The organism is Priestia sp. FSL P4-0332, assembly GCF_038005845.1.
Classification (GTDB): Bacteria; Bacillota; Bacilli; order Bacillales; family Bacillaceae_H; genus Priestia.
Genome location: NZ_JBBOUA010000001.1, coordinates 4146283 through 4169829, shown reverse-complemented (window position 1 = coordinate 4169829; position 23547 = coordinate 4146283). Strand labels below are relative to the sequence as shown.

Annotated in this window: 23 protein-coding genes and 1 other annotated feature; all 23 genes read left to right on the top strand. The window is 38.7% G+C overall.

Annotation, left to right across the window (positions count from 1 at the left end; all coding sequences use genetic code 11):
• Positions 1–164 precede the first annotated feature (164 nt).
• The 23 genes from MKY06_RS21835 (at position 165) to pyrR (ending at position 23457) form a co-directional block, all read left to right on the top strand.
• Complete coding sequence (locus MKY06_RS21835) at positions 165–1628, top strand: UDP-N-acetylmuramoyl-L-alanyl-D-glutamate--2,6-diaminopimelate ligase (RefSeq protein WP_013058962.1); 1464 nt, start codon at positions 165–167, stop codon at positions 1626–1628.
• 61 nt (positions 1629–1689) lie between these two features.
• Positions 1690–2664 carry a phospho-N-acetylmuramoyl-pentapeptide-transferase gene (gene mraY, locus MKY06_RS21830; protein ID WP_013058961.1) on the top strand — a complete coding sequence of 325 codons (975 nt, stop codon included), beginning with the start codon at positions 1690–1692 and terminating at the stop codon, positions 2662–2664.
• A complete protein-coding gene (murD, locus tag MKY06_RS21825) occupies positions 2665–4014 on the top strand; it encodes a UDP-N-acetylmuramoyl-L-alanine--D-glutamate ligase (protein ID WP_013058960.1) in 1350 nt (449 codons plus the stop codon).
• A gap of 61 nt (positions 4015–4075) precedes the next feature.
• Entirely contained in the window at positions 4076–5176 is a 1101-nt protein-coding gene (gene spoVE / locus MKY06_RS21820) for a stage V sporulation protein E (RefSeq protein WP_013058959.1), read from the top strand.
• Positions 5177–5716: 540 nt separating this feature from the next.
• On the top strand, positions 5717–6622 hold the full coding sequence (gene murB / locus MKY06_RS21815; RefSeq protein WP_013058958.1) for a UDP-N-acetylmuramate dehydrogenase: 906 nt from the start codon (positions 5717–5719) through the stop codon (positions 6620–6622).
• Between the two features lie 153 nt (positions 6623–6775).
• Positions 6776–7534, top strand: coding sequence for a cell division protein FtsQ/DivIB (locus MKY06_RS21810; protein ID WP_013058957.1), 759 nt, complete (start codon positions 6776–6778; stop codon positions 7532–7534).
• Between the two features lie 425 nt (positions 7535–7959).
• On the top strand, positions 7960–9255 hold the full coding sequence (gene ftsA / locus MKY06_RS21805) for a cell division protein FtsA (protein WP_013058956.1): 1296 nt from the start codon (positions 7960–7962) through the stop codon (positions 9253–9255).
• A 41-nt stretch (positions 9256–9296) separates the two neighbouring features.
• The gene (gene ftsZ, locus MKY06_RS21800) at positions 9297–10454 is read left to right on the top strand and encodes a cell division protein FtsZ (protein WP_013058955.1); all 1158 of its coding nucleotides are present in this window, start codon (positions 9297–9299) and stop codon (positions 10452–10454) included.
• A 276-nt stretch (positions 10455–10730) separates the two neighbouring features.
• Positions 10731–11654 carry a sigma-E processing peptidase SpoIIGA gene (spoIIGA, locus tag MKY06_RS21795; RefSeq protein ID WP_053487710.1) on the top strand — a complete coding sequence of 308 codons (924 nt, stop codon included), beginning with the start codon at positions 10731–10733 and terminating at the stop codon, positions 11652–11654.
• A gap of 30 nt (positions 11655–11684) precedes the next feature.
• Complete coding sequence (gene sigE, locus MKY06_RS21790) at positions 11685–12404, top strand: RNA polymerase sporulation sigma factor SigE (protein WP_013058953.1); 720 nt, start codon at positions 11685–11687, stop codon at positions 12402–12404.
• 148 nt (positions 12405–12552) lie between these two features.
• The gene (gene sigG, locus MKY06_RS21785) at positions 12553–13332 is read left to right on the top strand and encodes an RNA polymerase sporulation sigma factor SigG (protein ID WP_013058952.1); all 780 of its coding nucleotides are present in this window, start codon (positions 12553–12555) and stop codon (positions 13330–13332) included.
• Positions 13333–13680: 348 nt separating this feature from the next.
• Positions 13681–13935, top strand: coding sequence for a YlmC/YmxH family sporulation protein (locus MKY06_RS21780; protein ID WP_013058951.1), 255 nt, complete (start codon positions 13681–13683; stop codon positions 13933–13935).
• A gap of 74 nt (positions 13936–14009) precedes the next feature.
• Positions 14010–14831: a peptidoglycan editing factor PgeF gene (gene pgeF, locus MKY06_RS21775; RefSeq protein WP_029320498.1), complete on the top strand. Its 822-nt coding sequence runs from the start codon at positions 14010–14012 to the stop codon at positions 14829–14831.
• Positions 14832–14838: 7 nt separating this feature from the next.
• The gene (locus MKY06_RS21770; protein WP_053487709.1) at positions 14839–15522 is read left to right on the top strand and encodes a YggS family pyridoxal phosphate-dependent enzyme; all 684 of its coding nucleotides are present in this window, start codon (positions 14839–14841) and stop codon (positions 15520–15522) included.
• A 16-nt stretch (positions 15523–15538) separates the two neighbouring features.
• Positions 15539–16003 (top strand): cell division protein SepF, encoded by a 465-nt coding sequence (locus tag MKY06_RS21765; protein WP_013058948.1) that lies wholly within the window; start codon positions 15539–15541, stop codon positions 16001–16003.
• A 3-nt stretch (positions 16004–16006) separates the two neighbouring features.
• Complete coding sequence (locus MKY06_RS21760; protein WP_013058947.1) at positions 16007–16276, top strand: YggT family protein; 270 nt, start codon at positions 16007–16009, stop codon at positions 16274–16276.
• Between the two features lie 51 nt (positions 16277–16327).
• The gene (locus MKY06_RS21755) at positions 16328–17101 is read left to right on the top strand and encodes a YlmH family RNA-binding protein (protein ID WP_013058946.1); all 774 of its coding nucleotides are present in this window, start codon (positions 16328–16330) and stop codon (positions 17099–17101) included.
• An 84-nt stretch (positions 17102–17185) separates the two neighbouring features.
• Entirely contained in the window at positions 17186–17680 is a 495-nt protein-coding gene (locus MKY06_RS21750; protein WP_013058945.1) for a DivIVA domain-containing protein, read from the top strand.
• Positions 17681–17749: 69 nt separating this feature from the next.
• Positions 17750–17970: a binding site (T-box leader), on the top strand.
• Between the two features lie 70 nt (positions 17971–18040).
• Complete coding sequence (ileS, locus tag MKY06_RS21745; RefSeq protein ID WP_013058944.1) at positions 18041–20806, top strand: isoleucine--tRNA ligase; 2766 nt, start codon at positions 18041–18043, stop codon at positions 20804–20806.
• Between the two features lie 170 nt (positions 20807–20976).
• Positions 20977–21264: a conjugal transfer protein TraR gene (locus MKY06_RS21740; RefSeq protein WP_013058943.1), complete on the top strand. Its 288-nt coding sequence runs from the start codon at positions 20977–20979 to the stop codon at positions 21262–21264.
• An 80-nt stretch (positions 21265–21344) separates the two neighbouring features.
• A complete protein-coding gene (gene lspA, locus MKY06_RS21735) occupies positions 21345–21812 on the top strand; it encodes a signal peptidase II (RefSeq protein ID WP_013084844.1) in 468 nt (155 codons plus the stop codon).
• On the top strand, positions 21809–22723 hold the full coding sequence (locus MKY06_RS21730) for an RluA family pseudouridine synthase (protein ID WP_013058941.1): 915 nt from the start codon (positions 21809–21811) through the stop codon (positions 22721–22723). The genes lspA and MKY06_RS21730 overlap by 4 nt, the downstream gene beginning before the upstream one ends.
• 191 nt (positions 22724–22914) lie before the next feature.
• Complete coding sequence (gene pyrR, locus MKY06_RS21725; protein WP_013058940.1) at positions 22915–23457, top strand: bifunctional pyr operon transcriptional regulator/uracil phosphoribosyltransferase PyrR; 543 nt, start codon at positions 22915–22917, stop codon at positions 23455–23457.
• Positions 23458–23547 lie beyond the last annotated feature (90 nt).

Here is a 23547-nt window from a genome sequence, read left to right as displayed (position 1 = left end):
ACTCTGCGTGTGAACATGAAATCAACAAATAAGCCTTGGGGGTGTTCCCTCCGGGCTTCTTTTTCTGTAAAATGTAATAGGTTAGGTGCTAGAAAAAGAAGAATAGTTGCCATAGCGTCTTATAACAAACGTTTCACTTTACAAATAGAGAGGACATGGTAGGAATGGATTTACGAGAACTACTAACACATTTACATGATTTTGTTCAGCTTCCTGAACAGAATATTGATATTACGTCAATTGAAATGGATTCAAGAGAAGTTAAGCCCGGAGCATTGTTCATTTGTATAGACGGCTATACAGTTGATGGCCATAGCTTTGCACAGATGGCTGTGGAAAAAGGGGCAGTAGCAATCTTAGCGGAAAAGCCTGTGGATGTAGAAGTACCTGTTGTACGCGTAAAGAGTACAAAACGAGCAATGGCAGTGCTAGCGGATGCTTTCTACAATCAGCCCACACAAAAAATGCATTTAATTGGTGTAACAGGCACAAATGGAAAAACAACGATTACACATTTAATTGAGCATATCTTTAAATCACAACATAAAAAGACGGGTCTAATTGGAACGATTGAAATTCGTATTGGTGATACGTCTTATGATGTGAAAAACACAACGCCTGAATCGCTTACGCTCCAAAAAACATTTCACCAAATGGTGGAAGAGAATGTAGAAGTAGCGATGATGGAAGTATCATCTCATGCACTTGACTTAGGACGCGTACACGGGTGCGACTTTGACGTGGCAGTATTTAGTAACTTAACGCAAGATCACCTGGACTATCATCATACAATGGAAGATTATCGTCGTGCGAAAGGGTTGCTATTTGCACAGTTAGGAAACGCTTATAACCATAATCGTCCTAAATTTGCTGTTCTTAATGCTGATGATGCGGCAACCGAGGAATATATTAAAAACACGGCTGCTACAGTGATTACCTATGGCATTGACCGTGACAGTGATATTCGTGCAACAAATATTCAAATTACAAACAGCGGCACAACGTTCGACTTGACAACACCGACAGAAACGGTTCGTGTAGAAATGAAGCTTATTGGGAAATTCAGCGTCTACAACGTATTAGCGGCTACGGCTTCATGTTTAGTGTCAGGTATTCCTCTGTCAGTTATTGTCGAGGAAATAAAAGTGTTAGAAGGCGTGTCTGGGCGTTTTGAAGTGGTTGATGCGGAGCAAGATTTTACGGTTATCGTTGATTATGCCCACACGCCGGACAGCTTAGAGAACGTGTTAAAAACTGTAAAAGAATTCGCAAAACGCAATATATATGTTATTGTTGGTTGTGGCGGAGATCGAGATCGTACAAAACGACCAATCATGGCTCGGATTGCAGCTGAATACAGTACACAAGCTATTTTGACATCTGATAATCCACGAAGTGAAGATCCATTGGCTATTTTAAAAGATATGGAAGAAGGTTTGGATACAGATAACTATGTGACGATTGCTGATCGTGCAGAAGCTATTCGCTATGCAGTGGAAGCAGCGCATGCAGATGATGTTGTTGTCATTGCTGGAAAAGGGCACGAGACCTATCAAATTATTGGTAAAAAAGTATTTGATTTTGACGATCGAGAAGTAGCACGCAAAATGATTGAGGAGCGAAAGTAGTAATGAAATGGGTAGAGAACAAAATGAGTCGGAATGAGTTGGAAGTTAAGGAGGGAACATCGTGCTAGAACAATCAATTTTATTGACAATCGGCGTAGCCTTTTTGATTACGGTTGTATTGTCGCCGATTTTTATTCCCTTCTTAAGAAGATTAAAGTTTGGTCAAAGTATTCGTGATGAAGGCCCGAAATCTCACCAGAAAAAATCAGGTACACCTACAATGGGCGGTATCATGATTTTATTATCTATTATTGTGGCAACTCTTATTATGGTCAATCAGTATGCAGAACTTACATATAAGACGTTTCTATTATTATTTGTCACAATCGGATTTGGTTTATTAGGATTTTTAGATGATTTTATAAAAGTAGTGTTAAAGCGTAACCTTGGATTAACATCTAAACAAAAGTTTTTAGGTCAGGTTGTCATTTCAATTATTTTTTACTTTATTGCAAGACAGTTTGAGTTTTCAACTGAAGTGACGATTCCTGGAATTAAAGACCCAATCGATTTAGGTTGGTTTTATGTTGTTTTCCTCATCATCTGGCTTGTTGGTTTTTCAAACGCGGTTAACTTAACGGATGGATTAGACGGACTTGTATCTGGTACAAGTGCGATTGCTTTTGGTGCATTTGCAGTTCTTGCCTGGAATGCAGAGCAGTTTGAGCTATCTATTTTCTCAGTTGCTGTAGTAGGAGCTGTGTTAGGATTTTTAGTTTTTAATGCCCATCCTGCAAAAGTATTTATGGGAGATACGGGTTCTTTAGCGCTAGGAGGAGCTATCGCTACGGTGGCTGTCTTAATGAAAATGGAATTCTTGCTTGTTATTATCGGTGGTGTGTTTGTTATTGAAACACTATCTGTTATTATTCAAGTCGCATCTTTCAAAACAACAGGAAAACGTGTGTTTAAAATGAGCCCGCTTCATCACCATTACGAGCTAAGCGGCTGGTCGGAATGGCGCGTAGTTATGACTTTTTGGGCTGTAGGACTATTATTTGCAATGCTTGGAATTTATATCGAGGTGTGGATTTAAATGAAATCAGTCAATACGTATCAAGGTAAACAAGTACTTATTTTAGGATTAGCCAAGAGCGGTTTAGCAGCCGCTCAGTTAGTTAAACAGCTTGGTGCTAAAGTAGTCGTTAATGATCAAAAACCGTACGAAGAGAACGTAGCAGCACAGGAATTAGAAAAAACGGGCATTGAAGTTGTCTGTGGACATCATCCGCTTGAGCTTTTAGACAAAGCGGATGTTATTGTAAAAAACCCTGGGATTCCGTATTCAAATGTTTTATTGCAAGAAGCATTAAAGCGAAATATTCCGATTTTAACAGAGGTAGAATTGGCTTATGAAATTAGCGAAGCTCCTTTTATTGGAATTACGGGAAGCAATGGGAAGACAACAACAACAACGCTAATTTATAAAATGTTAGAAGAAGATCAAAAGCAGCCGTTGATTGCTGGAAATATTGGAACAGTAGCTTGTGAAGTGGCGCAAAAAGCAACAAAGGACAATGTAATTGTAACGGAGCTTTCTTCTTTTCAGCTGATGGGAATTGAAAAATTCCGTCCGAAAATCTCTTTATTATTGAATTTGTTTGATGCTCACTTAGACTATCATGGCACAAAAGAGGAATATATCAAAGCGAAAGCAAATCTCTTTAACAATCAAACAAGTGAAGACTTTGCCGTTATTAATGCGGATGATGAGCTAGTGATGAAAGCTAGTGCAGATGTTAAAGCGACAAAAGTACCTTTTTCTGTTACAGCTCAAACGACAGAAGGAGCGTATATTAAAAACGAAACGATTTTCTTTAAAGATGAAGAAGTGATGTCGTTAAAAGATGTGGTGCTGCCAGGCAAACATAATCAAGAAAACATTTTAGCAGCTGTATCCGTTGTGAAGCTGTACGGCTGTTCAAATGAAGCTATCTACCGCGTGCTCACAACGTTTGCTGGTGTTAAACATCGCGTTCAATATGTCACGACAATCAACAAACGTAAGTTTTATAATGACTCTAAAGCTACGAATATGCTTGCTACAAAAGTAGCTCTTTCCGCTTTTTCGCAGCCGACGATTCTACTTGCAGGTGGACTCGATCGCGGCAATGAGTTTGATGATTTAAAAGAAGAGTTTAAAAATGTGAAAGCTGTGATTACGTTTGGTGAAACGGCTCCTAAAATTGAACGCGTAGCAAAAGAAGCGGGAATACAAATTGTAAAACGTGTCGATAATGTTAAACAAGCAGTTTCAGAAGCATATGCTTGTTCAGATGAAGAAGATGTTATTTTATTATCTCCTGCTTGTGCAAGCTGGGATCAATTTAAAACTTTTGAAGAACGTGGTGACATCTTTATTGAATCTGTGCATAAACTGAAATAAGGGCTTGTCTAAACACCTAGAAAATACACTAGCCCTAATCTATTTTTAGAGGTGTGTAACAGTGTCGACAAAAAGGTCTACCCCAGATTTTTTTCTCATAATCGTTACGCTTTCCTTGCTAACCATCGGCCTTATCATGGTATACAGCGCAAGTGCGGTATGGGCTACATACAAGTTTAATGATTCTTTTTTCTTTGCTAAACGCCAGCTCTTATTTGCAGGGCTTGGAGTATGCGCAATGTTTGTCATCATGAATATTGATTATTGGATGTGGCGTACTTGGGCGAAGCCAATTGTAATCATTTGCTTTGTTATGCTGGTACTTGTATTGATTCCGGGAGTAGGGCTAGTACGGAATGGGTCGCAAAGTTGGATAGGAGTTGGAGCGTTTTCGATTCAGCCTTCAGAATTTATGAAGTTTGCTATGATTATATTTTTAGCGAAATATTTATCGGAAAACCAGAAGAAAATTACATCTTTTAGAAAAGGAATGTTACCGGCGTTATTACTGGTTTTCTTACCGTTTGGCATTATTATGATGCAGCCGGATTTAGGAACGGGAACGGTGCTTGTTGGAACTTGTTTAGTCATGATTTTTGTTTCAGGAGCAAAAGTAAGTCACTTTGCAGGTCTTGGGTTGCTTGGCGTTGCTGGTTTTGTAGGGCTTGTTTTATCGGCTCCTTATCGGATTAAACGCATTACCTCATTTTTAAATCCTTGGGAAGATCCGCTTGGAAGCGGGTTTCAAATCATTCAATCTCTTTATGCAATTGGGCCGGGGGGATTGCTTGGATTAGGGTTAGGGCAAAGTAGACAAAAGTTCTTTTATCTGCCGGAGCCTCAAACTGATTTTATTTTTGCTATTCTAGCAGAAGAGCTCGGTTTCATCGGTGGAACGCTTGTTCTGCTTTTGTTTAGCTTATTGCTTTGGAGAGGAATTAAAGTAGCGCTCGGAGCTCCTGATCTTTACGGAACGTTTTTAGCCTTAGGAATTATTTCAATGGTTGCGATTCAAGTCATGATTAATATAGGCGTGGTAACAGGTCTTATGCCTGTTACGGGAATTACGCTTCCATTTTTAAGTTACGGCGGATCATCGCTGACGCTCATGCTGGCAGCAGTTGGAGTTTTGTTAAATGTTAGTAGATATTCTCGCTATTAATTGAAAAAAATTGTATAATGTCAAGTAGGCAATGGTCTACTGAAGTAAACCGTCATCTTAAATCCAAGTGCACGCCGGATTTTGTTGGCGGTTTATTTTCGATTTTTTACAGGTAGATGATATTTTTGTATGAAATGTTTTTAAAATGTAATGTTGTGATAACCAATTTTGAGTCCAACTATGGTATGATGTGTAAGGTTAAATGTTTTATCTTAGTGAGTAAGTGAACGTATGTGCACTTATGAGCGTAGCGTTTTTTTATGACTGTCAGCATGTGTTTAACTTCTAAATGAAAAACGATAAAAAAACAATCAAAATTACTTTATATAGCAGATGAACGTACATTCTATGGGTGAATGTCATACGATAAATAAAAATGATGAAATTGACAACAGAATAGAGTGCCTTCGTAGAAAAAAGGTATCTTACAAGGTGCTGCTGCTTAGTTACGAATCTGTTCTTATTATTCTTATGCATTAGAAGTAAGGGCGCATTGACATGAAAGTTTTATAACAGCAAAGAGGGTTTTAGGAGGTTCTTATGGAAGCGTTAGTAAAAGAGTTAGTCGAAGCGAATATTGGAAAGGTTCGTGAAAATGAACCGCTAGCAAAACATACAACAATGAAAATTGGTGGTCCAGCAGATGTGCTTGTAGAACCTGATTCTGTTGATCACTTAAAAGTTACAATGGATATTATTAAAAAACACGGCGTGAAATGGAGAGCGATTGGTCGAGGATCTAATCTTCTTGTTTCTGATAAGGGAATTGAAGGTGTGGTCATTAAGCTTGGAGCCGGATTAGATGATTTAACAGTAGATGGAGAGACGGTTACTGTAGGTGGGGGATACCCTAGCATCAAGCTTGCAACAGTTATTACAAAACAAGGTCTGTCTGGACTGGAGTTTTCAAGTGGAATTCCTGGATCCGTGGGAGGCGCTGTTTATATGAATGCAGGTGCCCATGGTTCTGATATGTCTCATGTAGTCGAAAAAGCGTTGATTTTATTTGAAGATGGCACTCTTGAGTGGCTGACAAATGAAGAGCTTCAATTTTCGTATCGTCATTCAATTCTACAAAAAGACCGTCCTGGAGTATGTGTAGAAGCCGTGCTGCGTTTGAAAAAGGGAACGAAAGATGATATTGTGGCGGTCATGCAGAAAAATAAAGACTATCGCCGCGAAACACAGCCTTGGAATTTCCCTTGTGCAGGAAGTATTTTTAGAAATCCACTTCCAAATTATGCAGGAGACTTAATTGAAAAGTCCAACTTAAAAGGTTTTTCAGTAGGCGGGGCGCAAATTAGTGAGCAGCATGCGAACTTCATTGTCAACACAGGAGATGCAACGGCTTCAGACGTGCTGAATTTAATTGCTCACGTTAAGAAAACAATTAAAGAGAAATTCGATATTGATATTCATACAGAAGTTGAGATTATCGGTCGCTAATTACCCAGCCCGTGGCTGTATGGTTATGCGTGAAAAGGTAGCTTTTATGTGTTTATTCTATGCTATAATGGGGATATTCTCATGAAGCAAAGATTGGAAATAAATGGATGGTAATTCCTCGTTTATTTTCTCAAATGGATAAGGGTGAAAAAAATGGAAAAAGGTAAGTTAATTGTTTTAGAAGATCGGGTACCGAAGCTGCAAGAACAGCGAAAGCAAAAAGCAAATAGACGGCTTATTTTGTATTTATCACTCTTTTTCATCCTTATTTTATTTATTGTATATTCTCAATCTTCTCTGAGTAATGTTTCTAACATTGAAGTACAAGGGAATAAACATGTAAGTGATAAGGATATTGTCAAAGCGAGTGGTCTGTCCAAAAAAACCAGCTACTGGAAAGCTGATGCTGATCAAATTCAAGAAAAAGTCGAAAAAAACCCTGAGGTAAAGGAAGCTGTCATTCACAAAACATTTCCTAATAAGGTCGTAATCGACGTAAAAGAGTACGCAAGAATTGCATATGTAACCTCGGGGAATAAATATTTCCCTGTGAATGAAAATGGAAAAGTTTTAAAAGAAGTAAGTGCTAAGAAAGTGTCATCCGAAGCTCCGTTGCTAATTGACTGGAAAGACGGAGAAGCTATACAAAGCATGGTTCAAGAATTAGCTAAAACGCCTAAGAGTATAAAAGGGGCTATTTCTGAGATTTACTATGCGCCGACAAAATCAGAACCCCTTCACATAGAGGTATTTATGAATGATACGCGTGAAGTAAGCGGGAAAATTAGCAACTTCTCTGATAAAATTGTTCATTACCCAGCTATTGCAAGTAAATTGAGTGATGATCAAAAAGGTATTATTGATTTAGAAGAAGGATATGCATTTAAACCTTATAAAAAGAGCAAGCAGTAATTATTTTTTATAAGTGTTAATTAAAGGAAATAGATGAGTTGAGACTGGCAAACTAGCCCTTGTACATTGTATAATCACATGCAAGTATTCTGCATACATATGATTTTCTTCTCCGGTGCTGTGAAATGGAAATGTAATATTTGTTCTAGGTAAGTTTCGCTTTTCTCAGTGTACATCTTAGTGTAGACTTGTAGTTAAATAGCTTTTTTTCAGTGAATTTTAGGCTTAAATCTAAAAAAAGTCAAAACAAGAACGTTTTGTTCTTTGAAAGAGATAAAGTCTGTGAAAAACTTGAAAAAAATTGATTTTACAAAAGGGAAACAGATGTATTTGTTGAATATTTTCATATAATAAAAAATTAATATTGTTGTTCTTCTTAATTTATTAAGATGACATGTGCAGAAAGAAAAAGGAGGTGCCAAAGAATGAACAGCAATGAAATATACGTTAGTTTAGACATCGGTACATCCAGTGTGAAAGTAATCATCGGAGAGATGAGTAACGATTCATTGAATATCATTGGTGTAGGGAATGTTAAATCACACGGACTAAAAAAAGGTTCTATCGTTGATATAGATGCAACAGTTCAATCTATTAGAAAAGCAGTAGAACAAGCTGAACGAATGGTAGGCATTACAATTAAAAAGGTTGTAGTGGGCATAAGCGGAAATCATGTATTTTTACAGGATTGTCACGGAGTAGTAGCCGTGTCAAGCGAGAATCGTGAAATTACAAACGAAGATATTCATCGAGTAATTGATGCTGCTCAAGTCATGTCTATCCCGCCAGATCGTGAAATCATTGATGTTATTCCAAAGCAATTTATTGTAGATGGCTTAGAAGGTATTAACGATCCTAGAGGTATGATTGGGGTACGTTTAGAAATGGAAGGCACAATCATAACAGGATCTAGAACGGTTTTACATAACTTATTACGCTGTGTAGAAAGAGCTGGTTTAGAAATCAGTGATATTTGTTTACAGCCTCTAGCCGCTGGTTCAATTGCATTATCTCGTGATGAAAAAAACTTAGGTGTCGCACTGGTAGATATCGGTGGAGGTTCAACAACGGTTGCGATCTTTGACCAAGGACATTTGAAAGTAACAAATGTACTAGCTGTTGGTGGAGAGCACATTACCAAGGATTTATCGATTGGCCTTCGCACATCGACTGAAGATGCGGAAAATATTAAGATAAAGCATGGACATGCTTTCTACGATCATGCTTCTGAAGAAGAAGTATTTAGTGTACCGATCATTGGAAGCGATCAGCATCAGCAGTTTAATCAGCTCGAAATCTCTGATATTATTGAAGCTAGATTAGAAGAGATTTTAGATATGATTACGCAAGAGGTAAATCGCCTAGGATACAAAGATATTCCAGGAGGATTTGTTTTAACAGGCGGAGTAGTAGCGATGCCTGGTATTCTTGAGCTAGCTCAAGTAATTTTAAAGAATAACGTGCGCATAGCAGTGCCTGATTATATTGGAGTACGTGAGCCGCATTATACAACAGGCGTAGGATTAATAAAATTTGCATACAAAAATGCTAAAATACAAGGCCGGGAAATTGGAGCGCCAGTTGTGGAAGAAGAGCCGATTGAGCAAGAAATGATCAAACCTAGCCCGAAACCACAGCAGCCGCAACAATCAGCTGAGCAGCCGAAAAAGAAAAATGACCAAAATTTAATGAAGAAGTTTTTTGGATACTTCTTTGATTAACGTTACGGATTGGTAATTTCGAAGAATTAGGAGGAACTATCATGTTGGAGTTTGATACAAGTGTAGACCAATTAGCGACGATTAAAGTAATCGGTGTCGGAGGCGGCGGTAACAACGCGGTTAACCGAATGATTGAACATGGCGTCCAAGGTGTAGAATTTATTGCAGTTAATACAGATGCACAAGCATTAAATTTATCAAAAGCTGAAACAAAAATGCAAATCGGCGCTAAATTAACAAGAGGATTAGGTGCAGGTGCTAATCCAGAAGTTGGTAAAAAAGCAGCTGAAGAAAGTAAGGAACAAATCCAAGAAGCACTAAAAGGTGCAGATATGGTTTTCGTAACAGCTGGTATGGGTGGAGGAACTGGAACTGGTGCAGCTCCAGTCATTGCCCAAATTGCTCGTGAGCTAGGAGCACTAACGGTAGGTGTTGTTACTCGTCCGTTTACATTTGAAGGCCGTAAGCGTTCTACTCAAGCGGCAGGCGGCATTGCGTCAATGAAAGAAGCAGTGGACACGCTGATTGTTATTCCAAATGATCGCTTATTGGAAATCGTTGATAAAAACACGCCAATGCTAGAAGCGTTCCGTGAAGCGGATAACGTATTGCGACAAGGTGTGCAAGGTATTTCAGATTTAATCGCAGTTCCTGGATTAATTAACTTAGACTTCGCTGACGTGAAAACAATTATGTCTAACAAAGGATCTGCACTTATGGGGATCGGTATTGCAACTGGTGAAAACCGCGCTGCTGAAGCGGCTAAAAAAGCTATTTCAAGTCCACTTCTTGAAACATCTATCGATGGAGCTCAAGGTGTATTAATGAACATCACAGGCGGTACAAACCTAAGTCTTTACGAAGTACAAGAAGCTGCAGATATCGTTGCTTCGGCTTCTGACCAAGAAGTGAACATGATCTTTGGATCTGTTATTAACGAAAACCTAAAAGACGAGATTGTTGTTACAGTTATTGCAACTGGCTTTAGTGACCAAGATTTATCACAGCCAAAACCAGGTCGTCCTTCGTTATCGGCGAATCGCATGCAGCAATCGACACAGCAGCCGGCCCCACAGCCGAAGCGTGAAGTAAAGCGTGAAGAACCTGTACAGCAAGAATATACGCGTCCATCTCAGCCACAGTCTGAAGATGCGCTAGATATTCCAACATTCTTACGAAACCGTAATCGTAGACGCTAAGAAAATAAAAAGCCAAGACCTCTGTTTTATACAGAGGTCTTTTTTTATGCCATGAAGCTAGAAAACTCCAAAAGAATATAAAAAACATTCGACATGGTCAATATGATGCCTTCAAAGGGTTTGTGTTTTCTTTCTAAAAGTGGTGTGACAAATATCGAATGATTTCCTCAAAAATACTGCTTGTTTCTCGGCATGAACTGACAGACTTTCTAATAGGATGTACTATATACTAATTTTTAACAGAAAAATTCAGAAAGAATGGAGAGGTTATAAACATTGCCAATCTATTTAGATTTAATATGGATGCTGAATTTTGGGTTAGATACGATTTTACTAATGTTATGTGCAGTTGTACTTAAACGGAATTACAAGTGGTGGCGGCTTTTGCTTGGGGGCTTTATCGGTTCATTGATTGTCCTTCTTATGTTTACGCCTTTTTCTCATCTTATGGTTCACCCTGCTATTAAAATTTTATTCTCTTTTTTTATGGTATTGATGACGTTTGGTTATAAACGACTGCGCTTTTTCTTTGAGAATTTATTAACGTTTTATTTTGCAACTTTTGTTGTGGGTGGAGGATTAATGGGCGTTCACTTTTTATTTCAAGATCAGTTCCTTGTTCTTAATCAAATGGTTGATACGAAATCTCCACAGTTTGGTGATCCTATTAGCTGGATATTTGTTCTTATCGGTTTTCCGCTATTATCTTATTTTTCAAAAACACGAGTTGATGATTTGCGAATGAAAAATATTACATTTGATCAGCTGGTAGATGTGGAAATTATTTTAAACGAACAGACGCTGTCGATGAAAGGACTTATTGATAGTGGAAACCAGCTTGTAGATCCGCTGACGAAAACCCCGGTTATGATTGTTACAGCAGATTCTTTAAAAGAAATATTGCCTGAAGGCTTAATGGAATTAAGCAAAAATGTCCAATCCTTTTCACACAGCGAAGATATTGATCAAGAGTGGTATTCAAAAGTCCGCTTTGTCCCTTATCGAAGCGTGGGCCAAGCCAATCAGCTGCTGCTTGCTCTAAAGCCAGATATGGTAAGGCTTGTGCATCAGTCCAATACGATTGAAGTCACTAAAGTATTAGTAGGTATTAGTCATACAACGCTTTCAGTGGAGAAGCAATATGAGTGTATTGTTCATCCGAAGCTTATTGTTATTGGAGAAGTAAGTTCCGCATCGTAAAAGGTGTGAACAAATAAAGGAGGATACAGAATGGCTACATATCGAATTCGATTTCAATTATGGTGGTACAAATTATTAATTAAACTTAAGCTAAAAACAGATGAAGTGTACTATATAGGAGGAAGTGAAGCTCTTCCACCCCCTTTAACAAAAGATGAAGAAGAAGTGCTCTTAAAAAAACTTCCATCAGGAGATGAAGCAGCACGTTCGCTGTTGATTGAGCGTAATTTGCGACTTGTTGTTTATATTGCCCGCAAGTTTGAAAATACGGGAATCAATATTGAGGATTTAATTAGCATCGGCACCATTGGTTTAATTAAAGCAGTAAACACGTTTAATCCTGAAAAGAAAATTAAGCTAGCGACGTACGCCTCTCGCTGTATTGAAAATGAAATTTTAATGTATTTGCGCCGCAACAATAAAATTCGATCTGAAGTTTCATTTGACGAGCCGTTAAATATTGATTGGGATGGAAACGAACTGTTATTGTCTGACGTGATGGGAACCGAAGAAGATATCATCACAAAAGACCTAGAAGCCAATGTAGATCGAAAACTCTTGTTGAAAGCACTGCACCAATTAAATGATCGTGAAAAGCAAATTATGGAGCTGCGTTTTGGGCTAGCCGGCGGGGAAGAAAAAACGCAAAAAGATGTAGCTGATATGCTAGGCATTTCTCAGTCTTATATTTCAAGGCTTGAAAAACGAATTATTAAACGGCTGCGAAAAGAATTTAATAAAATGGTTTAAGTAAAAAAGCTGATTGTATAAGGGCTGAGAAGCATCTTATACAATCAGCTTTTTTAGTGGAGAATTGTCAGAATTGTAAAAGTGCATATTTTTTCCTTCTGAGGAGATACTGAATTCAGAACATCATCTCCTGTTAGGAGGGAAAGAGTTGACAAGAAATAAAGTAGAAATTTGTGGAGTAGATACTTCGAAACTTCCCGTATTAAAAAATGAAGAAATGCGAAAGTTGTTTAAACAAATGCAGGCTGGAGATGGAACAGCAAGAGAAAAGCTAGTAAGCGGAAATTTACGTCTCGTACTCAGCGTGATCCAACGTTTTAACAATCGTGGAGAATTTGTTGATGACTTATTTCAGGTTGGATGTATTGGATTAATGAAATCCATTGACAATTTTGATTTAAGTCAAAACGTGAAGTTTTCTACATATGCTGTCCCAATGATTATAGGGGAAATTCGCCGCTATTTACGTGACAATAATCCAATCCGTGTTTCTCGTTCCCTTCGTGATATTGCTTATAAAGCTCTTCAAGTTCGTGAAAGGCTTATGAGTGAAACATCCAAGGAACCTACAGCTGAGGAAATTTCAAAAGTCCTAGAAGTACCGCATGAAGAAATTGTGTTTGCTTTAGATGCTATCCAAGATCCGGTTTCTCTATTTGAACCTATTTACAATGATGGTGGAGACCCAATCTATGTCATGGATCAGCTAAGCGATGAACGCAACCGTGATTCAACTTGGATTGAAGAAATTGCTTTGCAAGAAGGTATGAGAAGATTGAACGAGCGAGAAAAACTAATTTTACGAAAGCGCTTCTTTCAAGGTAAAACACAGATGGAAGTGGCTGAAGAAATTGGTATTTCTCAAGCGCAAGTTTCTCGTTTAGAAAAAGCTGCTATTAAACAGATGAATAAAAATATTCAAAGTTAACAAAAGCTATCTAAACTGGCAGCTGCTCGCGTTCATACAATTAATACCATCCACTTTATTTGATGTTCAACTTAATAAGCATCGTGTCTATAAAAACAGACACGGTGCTTATTTTGTATGTATCGGTGTATAATACATGACCACAGGATATTCATATCAGATTTCCTATTGCTGTGAGGACTTCTAGCTACTCATTGAGAATGTCTCTTGCTAAAAAGCTGTGTAATTAGTAAACAAAATGCCTATAGAAAGAGAATGGCAGAGAAAAAATAAGCTTTTCCTTCATGAAATGAAAATTTGAAAATATATATAGGCTAAGGAATAAAGTTGGCTATAGGAGGAGAGAGCATGTTAAAGATTTCAGAATTTCAGCTGAAAGATGTAGTGAATGTAGCTGATGGCAAAAAACTTGGAAATGTAGGGGATATTGATATTGACTTAACAACGGGAAAAATACAGGCCGTCATTATCGGAGGCTCTCGTGTATTGGGCTTCTTTGGAAAAGATGATGAAATTGTGATTCCATGGAAAAATATTGTGAAAATTGGTTCTGATGTCATTTTAGTACGTTATAAAGACGCATTTCAGCCTGAAGAGAATTAGTTTTTTGTCAACAGCACCTAGCAATCTGTGGTACAATATGTGAGAACAAATGAAACAAGGGATGTGTCACATACATGAATCCTGAGCCATTAAAAAAAAGTCATCACGAGTCGTTTATGTGGCTGAGCCCTTGGGTAGAAAAGAATGATATGCTTGTTGCTGGTTTCACCACAAAAAATGGTGGTGTGAGTAAACCTCCATTTGCTTCTTTTAACCTAGGGCTTCACGTAAACGATAACGTAGAAGATGTTATTACAAATAGAAAAATTTTAGCAGCCGAACTAGACATGTCTTTTGAAAGCTTTGTATGTGCTGAACAAGTACATGAAGCAACTGTTCAAAAAGTAACAAAAGCCGACTGTGCAAAAGGAATCTACAAGTATGAAGAGGGCATAAAAGCAACGGATGGCATTTATACAAATGAATCTGATATTTTGTTAGCTTTATGTTATGCAGATTGTGTTCCGCTGTACTTCTATGCGCCTGATCACCATTTAGTTGGTCTTGCTCATGCTGGGTGGAAGGGAACAGTGAAAGATATTGCAGGAAATATGATTCGACGTTGGGTAGAGCAAGAAAATGTTCCGGTTGAAGATATTTACGTGGCGATTGGCCCTTCGATTGAAGATTGCTGTTATGTTGTCGATAACCGCGTCATTACACAAGTAAACGAAGTAGTTGGCCAAAATGGATATCAAGAAGTAAGCCCTGGACAATACGCGCTTAATTTAAAAAAAGTCAATAAGCTGCTGATTCAAAACGCAGGCGTATTGCCGGAACGAATTTTAACATCGTCGTATTGTACAAGCTGTGAAGATGACCTGTTCTTCTCACATCGCCGCGACCAAGGGAAAACAGGACGCATGTTTAACTTCATAGGCTTTAAGGAGGAGTAATTACATAGTGACAGCTAGCGTAAGTGAAAATCTAGAAGCAGTTCAACAAACAATTGCTGAAGCGTGTAAAAAAGTTAATCGAAATCGAGAAGATGTAGAGCTGATTGCTGTAACAAAATACGTTTCCACAAAACGAGCAGCAGAAGCAGTGGATGCAGGCATTTTACATCTCGGAGAAAACAGGGATGAAGGTCTTCTAGAAAAGTATGAATCAATCGGTGAGAAAGCGACCTGGCATTTTATCGGAAGCTTACAAACAAGAAAAGTAAAAAATGTGATTGATAAAGTTGACTATATTCATTCACTAGACCGATTATCTTTAGCAAAAGAAATTGATAAACGTGCAGAACATCGTATAAAATGTTTTGTACAAGTTAATGTTGCCGAAGAACAATCAAAGCATGGCCTTGCTGTAGAAGATGTAATTCCATTTATTCAATCTCTTGAAGCATTTGCAAATATCCAAGTGGTCGGATTGATGACAATGGCCCCTCACACAGATGATGAGTCTACGCTTCGCAGCTGTTTTAAAGGTCTAAAGAAATTGCAGAATCGCATACAAGAACTAAACTTGCCATATGCACCGTGTACAGAGCTATCAATGGGAATGTCAAACGATTATGCAATTGCAATTGAAGAAGGAGCAACATTCATTCGACTAGGAACCACGTTAGTTGGGAATGAACGTTAAGGAGGTGTAATTCAAGATGAGTATGAAAAATCGCTTTAGAAGTTTTTTTGCTCTTGATGACGATACTGAATATGTAGAAGAACATTACGAAGAAGAAGAGTCGGTAGAAGAGCCTGTACAGCAGTCGAGACCAGCGAAAGCTAGTCAGCAGCCGAATCAGCAGCAAAACGTGATTAGCTTGCAAAGCGTTCAAAAATCATCAAAAATGATGCTTTGCGAACCTCGCGTCTATGCCGAAGCACAAGAAATTACGGATCATTTAAAAAATCGTAAAGTCGTAGTTGTGAATTTACAGCGCATTCAACGAGATCAAGCAGTGAGAATTGTCGACTTTTTAAGTGGTACAGTTTATGCTTTAGGCGGGGACATTCAAAAAATTGGAACCGACATCTTTTTATGTACACCTGATAATGTAGACGTAAGCGGAAGCATTTCAGATATGATGGGAGAACATGATACAACAAACGTAAAGAGGTGGTAGTTTTTGGACATCGTTTTTGGGATTCTTGGAAAATTAATTGGGCTTTACTCATGGGCACTGATTATTTACATTTTGATGTCTTGGGTACCCGATGTAAGGGCGTCTAAGTTTGGTCAGCTGCTTGGCAGTATTTGTGAGCCTTACTTAGAGCCTTTTCGTAAAATCATTCCGCCTATTGGCATGATTGATATTTCACCTCTTGTCGCAATCTTTTTATTGCGATTTGCGGAAAGAGGCGTGTATTCACTTAATAATGTGGTGGGGTTTATTTAAAAAAGGAATCGCTGGATTCCTTTTTTACATACCAATAGTAGGAGTAATAATATGTCTATTTATGAACATTTTAGGCAAGAAGAACATGGATTTATTGACCAGGTTCTTCAGTGGAAAGAAGATGTCCTACATCAATACAGCCCAAAATTAACGGACTTTTTAGATCCAAGAGAGCAGCAGATTGTGACGGCTATTGTCGGGACTGAAGGAGAGGTTCAAGTTTCATTTGATGGTGGACAACCGTTTGCTGAACGCAAGCGTGCGCTGCTATACCCGGATTACTATGTACCTGAAAGCGAAGATTTTCAGTTGCATATGTATGAGCTCAATTATCCTAAAAAGTTTGTGACGATTGAACATCCTCAAGTTCTTGGTTCGGCGATGTCCTTAGGACTGCGCCGTTCAAAATTTGGCGATATTTTGGTCGCGGGAGACGATATTCAGCTTGTAGCTGCAGAGGAAATTTCTTCTTATATTGAGATGAATTTAACATCAATTGGAAAAGCCAAAGTTTCACTTTCTTCTATTCAAAGGGAGCAGCTGCATGTGGTAAAAGAAGAGCTGATTGAACACGTTTATACAGTTTCTTCAATGAGGCTTGATGTTTTGCTGTCGACCATTCACAATTTATCAAGACAAAAAGTCCAGCCGTTTATTGCAAATGGAGCGGTAAAAGTAAATTTTAAAGTCATTGAACAGCCTTCTTTTGAATGTCATGAAGGTGATATTTTGTCACTTCGTGGTCACGGCAGAAGTCGTATCGTTTCACTTGAAGGTAAAACAAAAAAAGAAAAATGGCGAATTGTTGTAGGAAAGCAGAAATAAAGAAATCTACTAGCAGGAAATTTTAAAATTATGTCGAATAAACCATTACTAATGACGTAATGAGACAACACGGAGGTGGCCTAGATGCCTTTAACCCCTTTGGATATTCATAACAAAGAGTTTAATCGCGGATTTCGCGGATATGATGAAGATGAAGTAAATGAGTTTCTTGACCAAGTAATTAAAGACTATGAGCTGGTAATGCGTGATAAAAAGGAGTTAGAAGGAAGAGTATCTGAATTAACAGATCGTCTTGGACATTTTACTAACATCGAAGAAACGTTAAATAAATCAATTTTAATTGCTCAAGAAGCAGCGGAAGATGTGAAGCGAAACGCTGAAAAAGAAGCGAAGCTCATTATAAAAGAAGCAGAAAAAAATGCGGACCGTATTATTAATGAAGCACTGTCTAAGTCTCGTAAAATTGCGATGGACATTGAGGAGACGAAAAAGCAGTCTAAAGTATTTAGAACACGTTTCAAAATGTTAATCGAAGCACAGCTTGAAATGTTAAACAGCGACGACTGGGATCAGTTGATGGATTATGAGATGCCAGCGCTAGAAGAAAAAATTGACTAGTCAAGACATCATCTTGACTTCTCACGTTTTGTTGTCATATAATTTGGTAACAGATGAAATTTCATATCTAACAGTACGGAGACAGGGACAGTAGCTTTTTTAGTTTGTCAAAGCGAATCGAGGATGGTGTGAGCTCGATAACAAACAAAAAAGTGAAAATCACCCTAGAGTACCATTGCTGAACTGATGATAGTAAGCAGTGGCGGTTTATTCACGTTACGAATGCAAAGAGGATTTGCGTGCAGCAAATCTACTAGGGTGGTACCGCGGGAGGCCTTCTCGTCCCTTTTTGGGATGAGGAGGTCTTTTTGTTATGGTACAAAAAGATATGAAATTTACGTTTTTTTTGGAGGGTAAAACATGGAATATAAAGATACATTATTGATGCCAAAAACTGAATTTCCGATGCGTGGAAATTTACCGAACCGCGAGCCTAAAATGCAAGAACAGTGGGCTGAAATGAATATTTATGAAAAAGTACAAAAACGTACGGAAGGCCGTCCGCTATTTGTCCTGCATGATGGACCTCCATATGCGAATGGCGATATTCACATGGGACATGCATTAAATAAAATTTTAAAAGATTTTATCGTTCGCTATAAGTCGATGTCAGGCTTCTGCGCACCTTATGTACCAGGCTGGGATACACACGGTTTGCCAATTGAAACAGCTTTAACAAAAAATAAAAAAGTAAACCGCAAAGAAATGACGGTAGCTGAGTTCCGTAAGCTTTGTGAACAGTATGCTTGGGAACAAGTAAACGGCCAGCGTGAGCAGTTCAAGCGTTTAGGCGTACGCGGAGATTGGGATAATCCATATGTAACGCTTCAGCCACAGTACGAAGCGCAGCAAATCAAAGTGTTTGGTGACATGGCGAAAAAAGGCTACATCTACAAAGGGTTAAAACCTGTGTACTGGTCCCCTTCAAGTGAGTCTGCTTTAGCAGAGGCGGAAATCGAATACTATGACAAGCGTTCAGCTTCTATTTACGTAGCGTTTAACGTAAAAGATGGTAAAGGTGTGCTTGAACAAGATGAAAAATTCATCATTTGGACGACAACACCATGGACAATGCCAGCTAACCAAGGGATTGCTGTCAATCCTGAGCTTCAGTACAGCGTAGTTGAAGCAGATGGAGCGAAATATGTAGTGGCAACTGAACTGATTGAAACAGTTGCTAAAGAAATTGAATGGGCTGACTATAAGACGCTTCGTACGGTAAAAGGTTCAGAACTTGAGCGTGTAGTAGCTGAGCATCCAATCTACAAGCGCGATTCTTTAGTTGTTCTTGGCGATCACGTAACAACCGATGCTGGTACTGGGTGTGTTCATACAGCACCGGGACACGGGGAAGACGACTTTATCGTTGGTCAAAAATACGGTTTGGAAGTTCTTTGTCCAGTCGACAGTAAGGGTCATATGACGAATGAGGCGCCAGGATTTGAAGGATTATTCTATGATAAAGCGAATAAGCCGATTACAGACAAACTAGAAGAAGAAGGCGCGCTGTTAAAATTAAGTTTCATTACCCACTCATACCCACATGACTGGCGTACAAAGAAACCAACAATTTTCCGTGCAACGGCACAGTGGTTTGCGTCTATTAAAGATTTCCGTGAAGATTTATTAAAAGCAGTAGAAAAAACAAAATGGGTGCCTACTTGGGGTGAAACGCGACTTTATAACATGGTGCGTGACCGCGGAGACTGGTGTATTTCTCGTCAACGTGCATGGGGCGTTCCGATTCCGGTATTTTATGCTGAAAATGATGAGCCAATCATTACGGATGAAACAATCGAACACGTATCAAATCTATTTAGAGAGCATGGATCAAACGTATGGTTTGAGCGTGAAGCAAAAGACTTGCTTCCAGAAGGCTTTACTCATGAAGGAAGCCCAAATGGCCGCTTCACAAAAGAAACAGACATCATGGACGTATGGTTTGACTCTGGCTCTTCACATCAAGCTGTTCTTGAAGAGCGTGAAGACTTACAGCGTCCGGCTGATTTGTATTTAGAAGGTTCTGACCAATATCGCGGCTGGTTTAATTCAAGTCTTTCTACAAGTGTAGCTGTAACGGGTGAAGCACCTTATAAAGGGGTACTTAGCCACGGGTTTGCTTTAGACGGTGAAGGTCGCAAAATGAGTAAGTCATTAGGAAACGTTGTAATTCCAGAAAAAGTAATGAAACAACTAGGTGCAGATATTTTACGTTTATGGGTAGCTTCTGTAGATTACCAAGCTGATGTTCGTGTATCTGATAACATTTTAAAACAAGTAGCAGAAGTATATCGTAAAATCCGCAACACGTTCCGTTTCTTACTAGGAAACTTAGCGGACTTTAATCCAACAACTGATGCTGTAGCCGTTGAAGACCTTCGTGAAGTAGACCGCTACATGCTTGTGAAGCTGAACAAATTAATTGATAAAGTGAAAAAATCTTATGATTCATATGAATTCTCAAGCATTTATCACGCAGTGCATAATTTCTGTACAATTGATATGAGTTCATTCTACTTAGACTTTGCAAAAGATGTATTGTACATCGAAGCAGAAAATAATGTAGAGCGTCGCAGCATTCAAACGGTCCTTTATGAAACGTTATTATCGTTAACGAAATTAGTGTCTCCAATTCTTTCTCATACAGCAGACGAAGTATGGGTTCACATTCCAAATGTAACGGAAGAAAGCGTGCAGCTAGTTGATATGCCAGAGGTTCAAGAAATCGAAGGAGCAGATCAATTAGTAGAAAAATGGGATGCATTCATGGAGCTTCGTGATGAAGTATTAAAAGCGCTAGAACAAGCTCGTAATGAAAAAGTAATCGGTAAGTCTTTAGAAGCAAAATTAACGCTGTATCCAACAGCAGATACGAAAGAACTGTTAGCATCTATTTCTGAAAATGTAGGTCAACTCTTCATCGTTTCAGATCTTGAGGTAGCGGAAGGTGAAGCACCTGCTGAAGCACAAAAATTCAGCTATGCTTCAATTGTTGTAAGTAAAGCAGAAGGTGAGAAGTGTGAGCGCTGCTGGGTTGTATCACCAACAGTTGGCGAAGATCAAGATCACCCGACCTTATGTACACGCTGTGCGGATGTTGTAAAAAATCACTACGTTCAGCAGTAATTAACAAAAACACGTCCTTTTTGGGCGTGTTTTTTGCTGTACGAAATTCCCAAATACAATGGTATAAAGCATTTAAAGCCTTAGGAAAAACTTGTGTTGTAGATTCGATGGAAAACTCGGTAAACCTAACATCATTAATACTTCATCTTATCAGCACAGGAGGCGTTTGCATGTATGAAAATTATCTTTCCATTGGACAGGAATTAGCTCTTATTAAAGAAGAATTACAAGATCGCCTAGTGAGATATGCTACAGAACAATCTGGTTATATAGATGAAAAGGAACGTTATGTAATAGAAATGATTAAAGCAGATTTAAAAGATGTAGAACACGCGTTAGCAAAGCTTGACGTTGGTGCGTTCGGAATTGATGAACTAACTGGCGAAGTGATGTCTATTCATAAATTAAAAGTAATGCCGACGGCCCGCACAAACGAAGATTTATTTGTTTTATGGTGAGAAGCGAGAAAAAAAATGAATTATGTGCTAAAATGCTTTAGTATGGATTCGTTTGATTTTATTGCGGGAGGAAAACGTTTGTGTTTTATTATCTTATCGCTTTAGCTGTTATACTTATTGATCAGGTAACAAAATGGATGATTGTAAAAGAAATGTATTATGGACAAAGCATCACCGTAATTGAAAACTTTCTTTACATTACCTCTCATCGTAACAGAGGAGCCGCGTGGGGGATTTTACAAGGACAGATGTGGTTCTTTTATCTCATTACGGTGGTTGTGGTAGTCGGTTTAATAATTTATATTCAAAAGCTCAAAAAACAAGATAAATGGTTCGGTATTGCGCTAGCATTAATGTTAGGCGGCGCCATTGGAAACTTTATTGATCGAGTGGTCCGTAAAGAAGTAGTTGATTTCGTAAATACATACATCTTTACGTATGATTTTCCGATTTTTAACGTAGCTGATTCGGCACTTGTCGTCGGAGTAATCATCATGTTTATTATGACGCTGTTTGAAGGGAAAATGAAGAAGGAGCACAAAGAATGAATGTAATTGAAACAGTTATAAATGAAGAACAAGCAGGAGAACGTATTGATAAAGTACTTTCGACTGTAAATGCAGAATGGTCACGTTCACAAGTGCAGCAGTGGATTAAAGAAGGTCACGCAAAAGTGAACGATAAAACCGTCAAAGGAAACTATAAATGTAAAACAGGAGACGCTATTATTATTGAAGTGCCGGAACTAGAAGAGCTTGATGTGGTAGCGGAAGAAATGGATTTAGATATTTATTATGAAGATCAAGATGTGCTTGTTGTAAATAAACCTCGCGGCATGGTTGTACATCCAGCTCCTGGTCATCATAGCGGCACGCTTGTAAACGGCCTAATGGCTCACTGTAAAGATTTATCCGGTATTAACGGCGTTATGCGCCCTGGTATCGTTCATCGAATTGATAAAGATACATCCGGTTTACTTATGGTTGCAAAAAATGATTTAGCCCATGAATCATTAGTTAGTCAGCTTGTAGCTAAAACAGTGACGCGTCGTTATAAAGCTATCGTTCACGGAGTAATTGCGCACGATCACGGTACAATTGATGCGCCAATCGGCCGAGATAAGCAAGATCGTCAAAGCATGACGGTGACTGATGAAAACAGTCGTGATGCAGTGACGCACTTTACTGTATTGCAGCGTTTTAAAGATTTTTCACTGGTCGAATGTAAGCTAGAAACGGGGCGAACACACCAAATTCGCGTTCATATGAAGTATATTGGCTTTCCGCTTGCCGGGGATCCGAAGTACGGACCGAAAAAAACGCTTCCGATTGACGGACAAGCGCTTCATGCAGGCGTATTAGGCTTTATTCACCCTCGTACAAATGAATATATGGAATTTGAAGCACCGGCTCCAAAAGAGTTTAATGAGATGCTAGAGCTTATTGAAAAAAGAAGTTGACAACTGCCATAAGTGATGGCATACTTGTATTAACTTAATAAGAACCTTTAAGAACAGTCCAGAGAGGCTGAGAAGGAAACGGTGCAGAAAAGGCATACTTATAGCCTTTTTGAAGAAATATGTCTAAAACCAAATCCTCTTGCCTCAAGGCAAGAGGATTTTTTTATGTCAACAACTTGAGGTGAAAAACAGTGAACGTAAAAGCTACCGTACTTGACGAACAGGCTATTCGCCGCGCTTTAACTCGAATTGCACATGAGATTATTGAAAAGAATAAAGGAATCGAAAATTGTGTGCTAGTGGGGATTAAAACGCGAGGTATTTATATCGCAAAACGTTTAGCAGAACGAATTGCACAAATTGAAGGAAATACATTGCCAGTCGGAGAACTAGACATCACGCTTTACCGAGATGATTTATCGAAAGTGACAAGCAATGATGAGCCTCTCGTAAAAGGATCAGATATTCCGACAGATATTGCAAATAAGAACGTCATCTTAGTAGACGATGTGTTATATACGGGCCGTACGGTTCGAGCAGCACTTGATGCACTGATTGATATCGGCCGACCTGAACTCATTCAGCTGGCTGTTTTAGTGGATAGAGGGCACCGCGAGCTGCCGATTCGAGCAGACTATGTTGGCAAAAACGTACCGACAGCTAAAAGTGAAAAAATTGCGGTGCATTTAATGGAAGTAGACGAAAAAGACCACGTGTCTATTTACGAAAAATAAATTATATACCCTTTTAAATGGTAGTCCCGTGAGGCTGCAAAAGGGGGGTCACTATACAAGGAAAACTATACTGCGGTATAGCGTCTTCCT

Bases quoted from the DNA above. Each gene is read 5' to 3' on its own strand.
- murB (WP_013058958.1), top strand. From the start codon at position 5,717: ATGGAAGCGTTAGTAAAAGAGTTAGTCGAAGCGAATATTGGAAAGGTT.
- ileS (WP_013058944.1), top strand. From the start codon at position 18,041: ATGGAATATAAAGATACATTATTGATGCCAAAAACTGAATTTCCGATG.
- murD (WP_013058960.1), top strand. From the start codon at position 2,665: ATGAAATCAGTCAATACGTATCAAGGTAAACAAGTACTTATTTTAGGA.
- MKY06_RS21780 (WP_013058951.1), top strand. From the start codon at position 13,681: ATGTTAAAGATTTCAGAATTTCAGCTGAAAGATGTAGTGAATGTAGCT.
- MKY06_RS21755 (WP_013058946.1), top strand. From the start codon at position 16,328: ATGTCTATTTATGAACATTTTAGGCAAGAAGAACATGGATTTATTGAC.
- ftsZ (WP_013058955.1), top strand. From the start codon at position 9,297: ATGTTGGAGTTTGATACAAGTGTAGACCAATTAGCGACGATTAAAGTA.
- MKY06_RS21750 (WP_013058945.1), top strand. From the start codon at position 17,186: ATGCCTTTAACCCCTTTGGATATTCATAACAAAGAGTTTAATCGCGGA.
- MKY06_RS21730 (WP_013058941.1), top strand. From the start codon at position 21,809: ATGAATGTAATTGAAACAGTTATAAATGAAGAACAAGCAGGAGAACGT.
- ftsA (WP_013058956.1), top strand. From the start codon at position 7,960: ATGAACAGCAATGAAATATACGTTAGTTTAGACATCGGTACATCCAGT.
- MKY06_RS21835 (WP_013058962.1), top strand. From the start codon at position 165: ATGGATTTACGAGAACTACTAACACATTTACATGATTTTGTTCAGCTT.
- MKY06_RS21810 (WP_013058957.1), top strand. From the start codon at position 6,776: ATGGAAAAAGGTAAGTTAATTGTTTTAGAAGATCGGGTACCGAAGCTG.
- MKY06_RS21765 (WP_013058948.1), top strand. From the start codon at position 15,539: ATGAGTATGAAAAATCGCTTTAGAAGTTTTTTTGCTCTTGATGACGAT.
- sigE (WP_013058953.1), top strand. From the start codon at position 11,685: ATGGCTACATATCGAATTCGATTTCAATTATGGTGGTACAAATTATTA.
- MKY06_RS21740 (WP_013058943.1), top strand. From the start codon at position 20,977: ATGTATGAAAATTATCTTTCCATTGGACAGGAATTAGCTCTTATTAAA.
- pgeF (WP_029320498.1), top strand. From the start codon at position 14,010: ATGAATCCTGAGCCATTAAAAAAAAGTCATCACGAGTCGTTTATGTGG.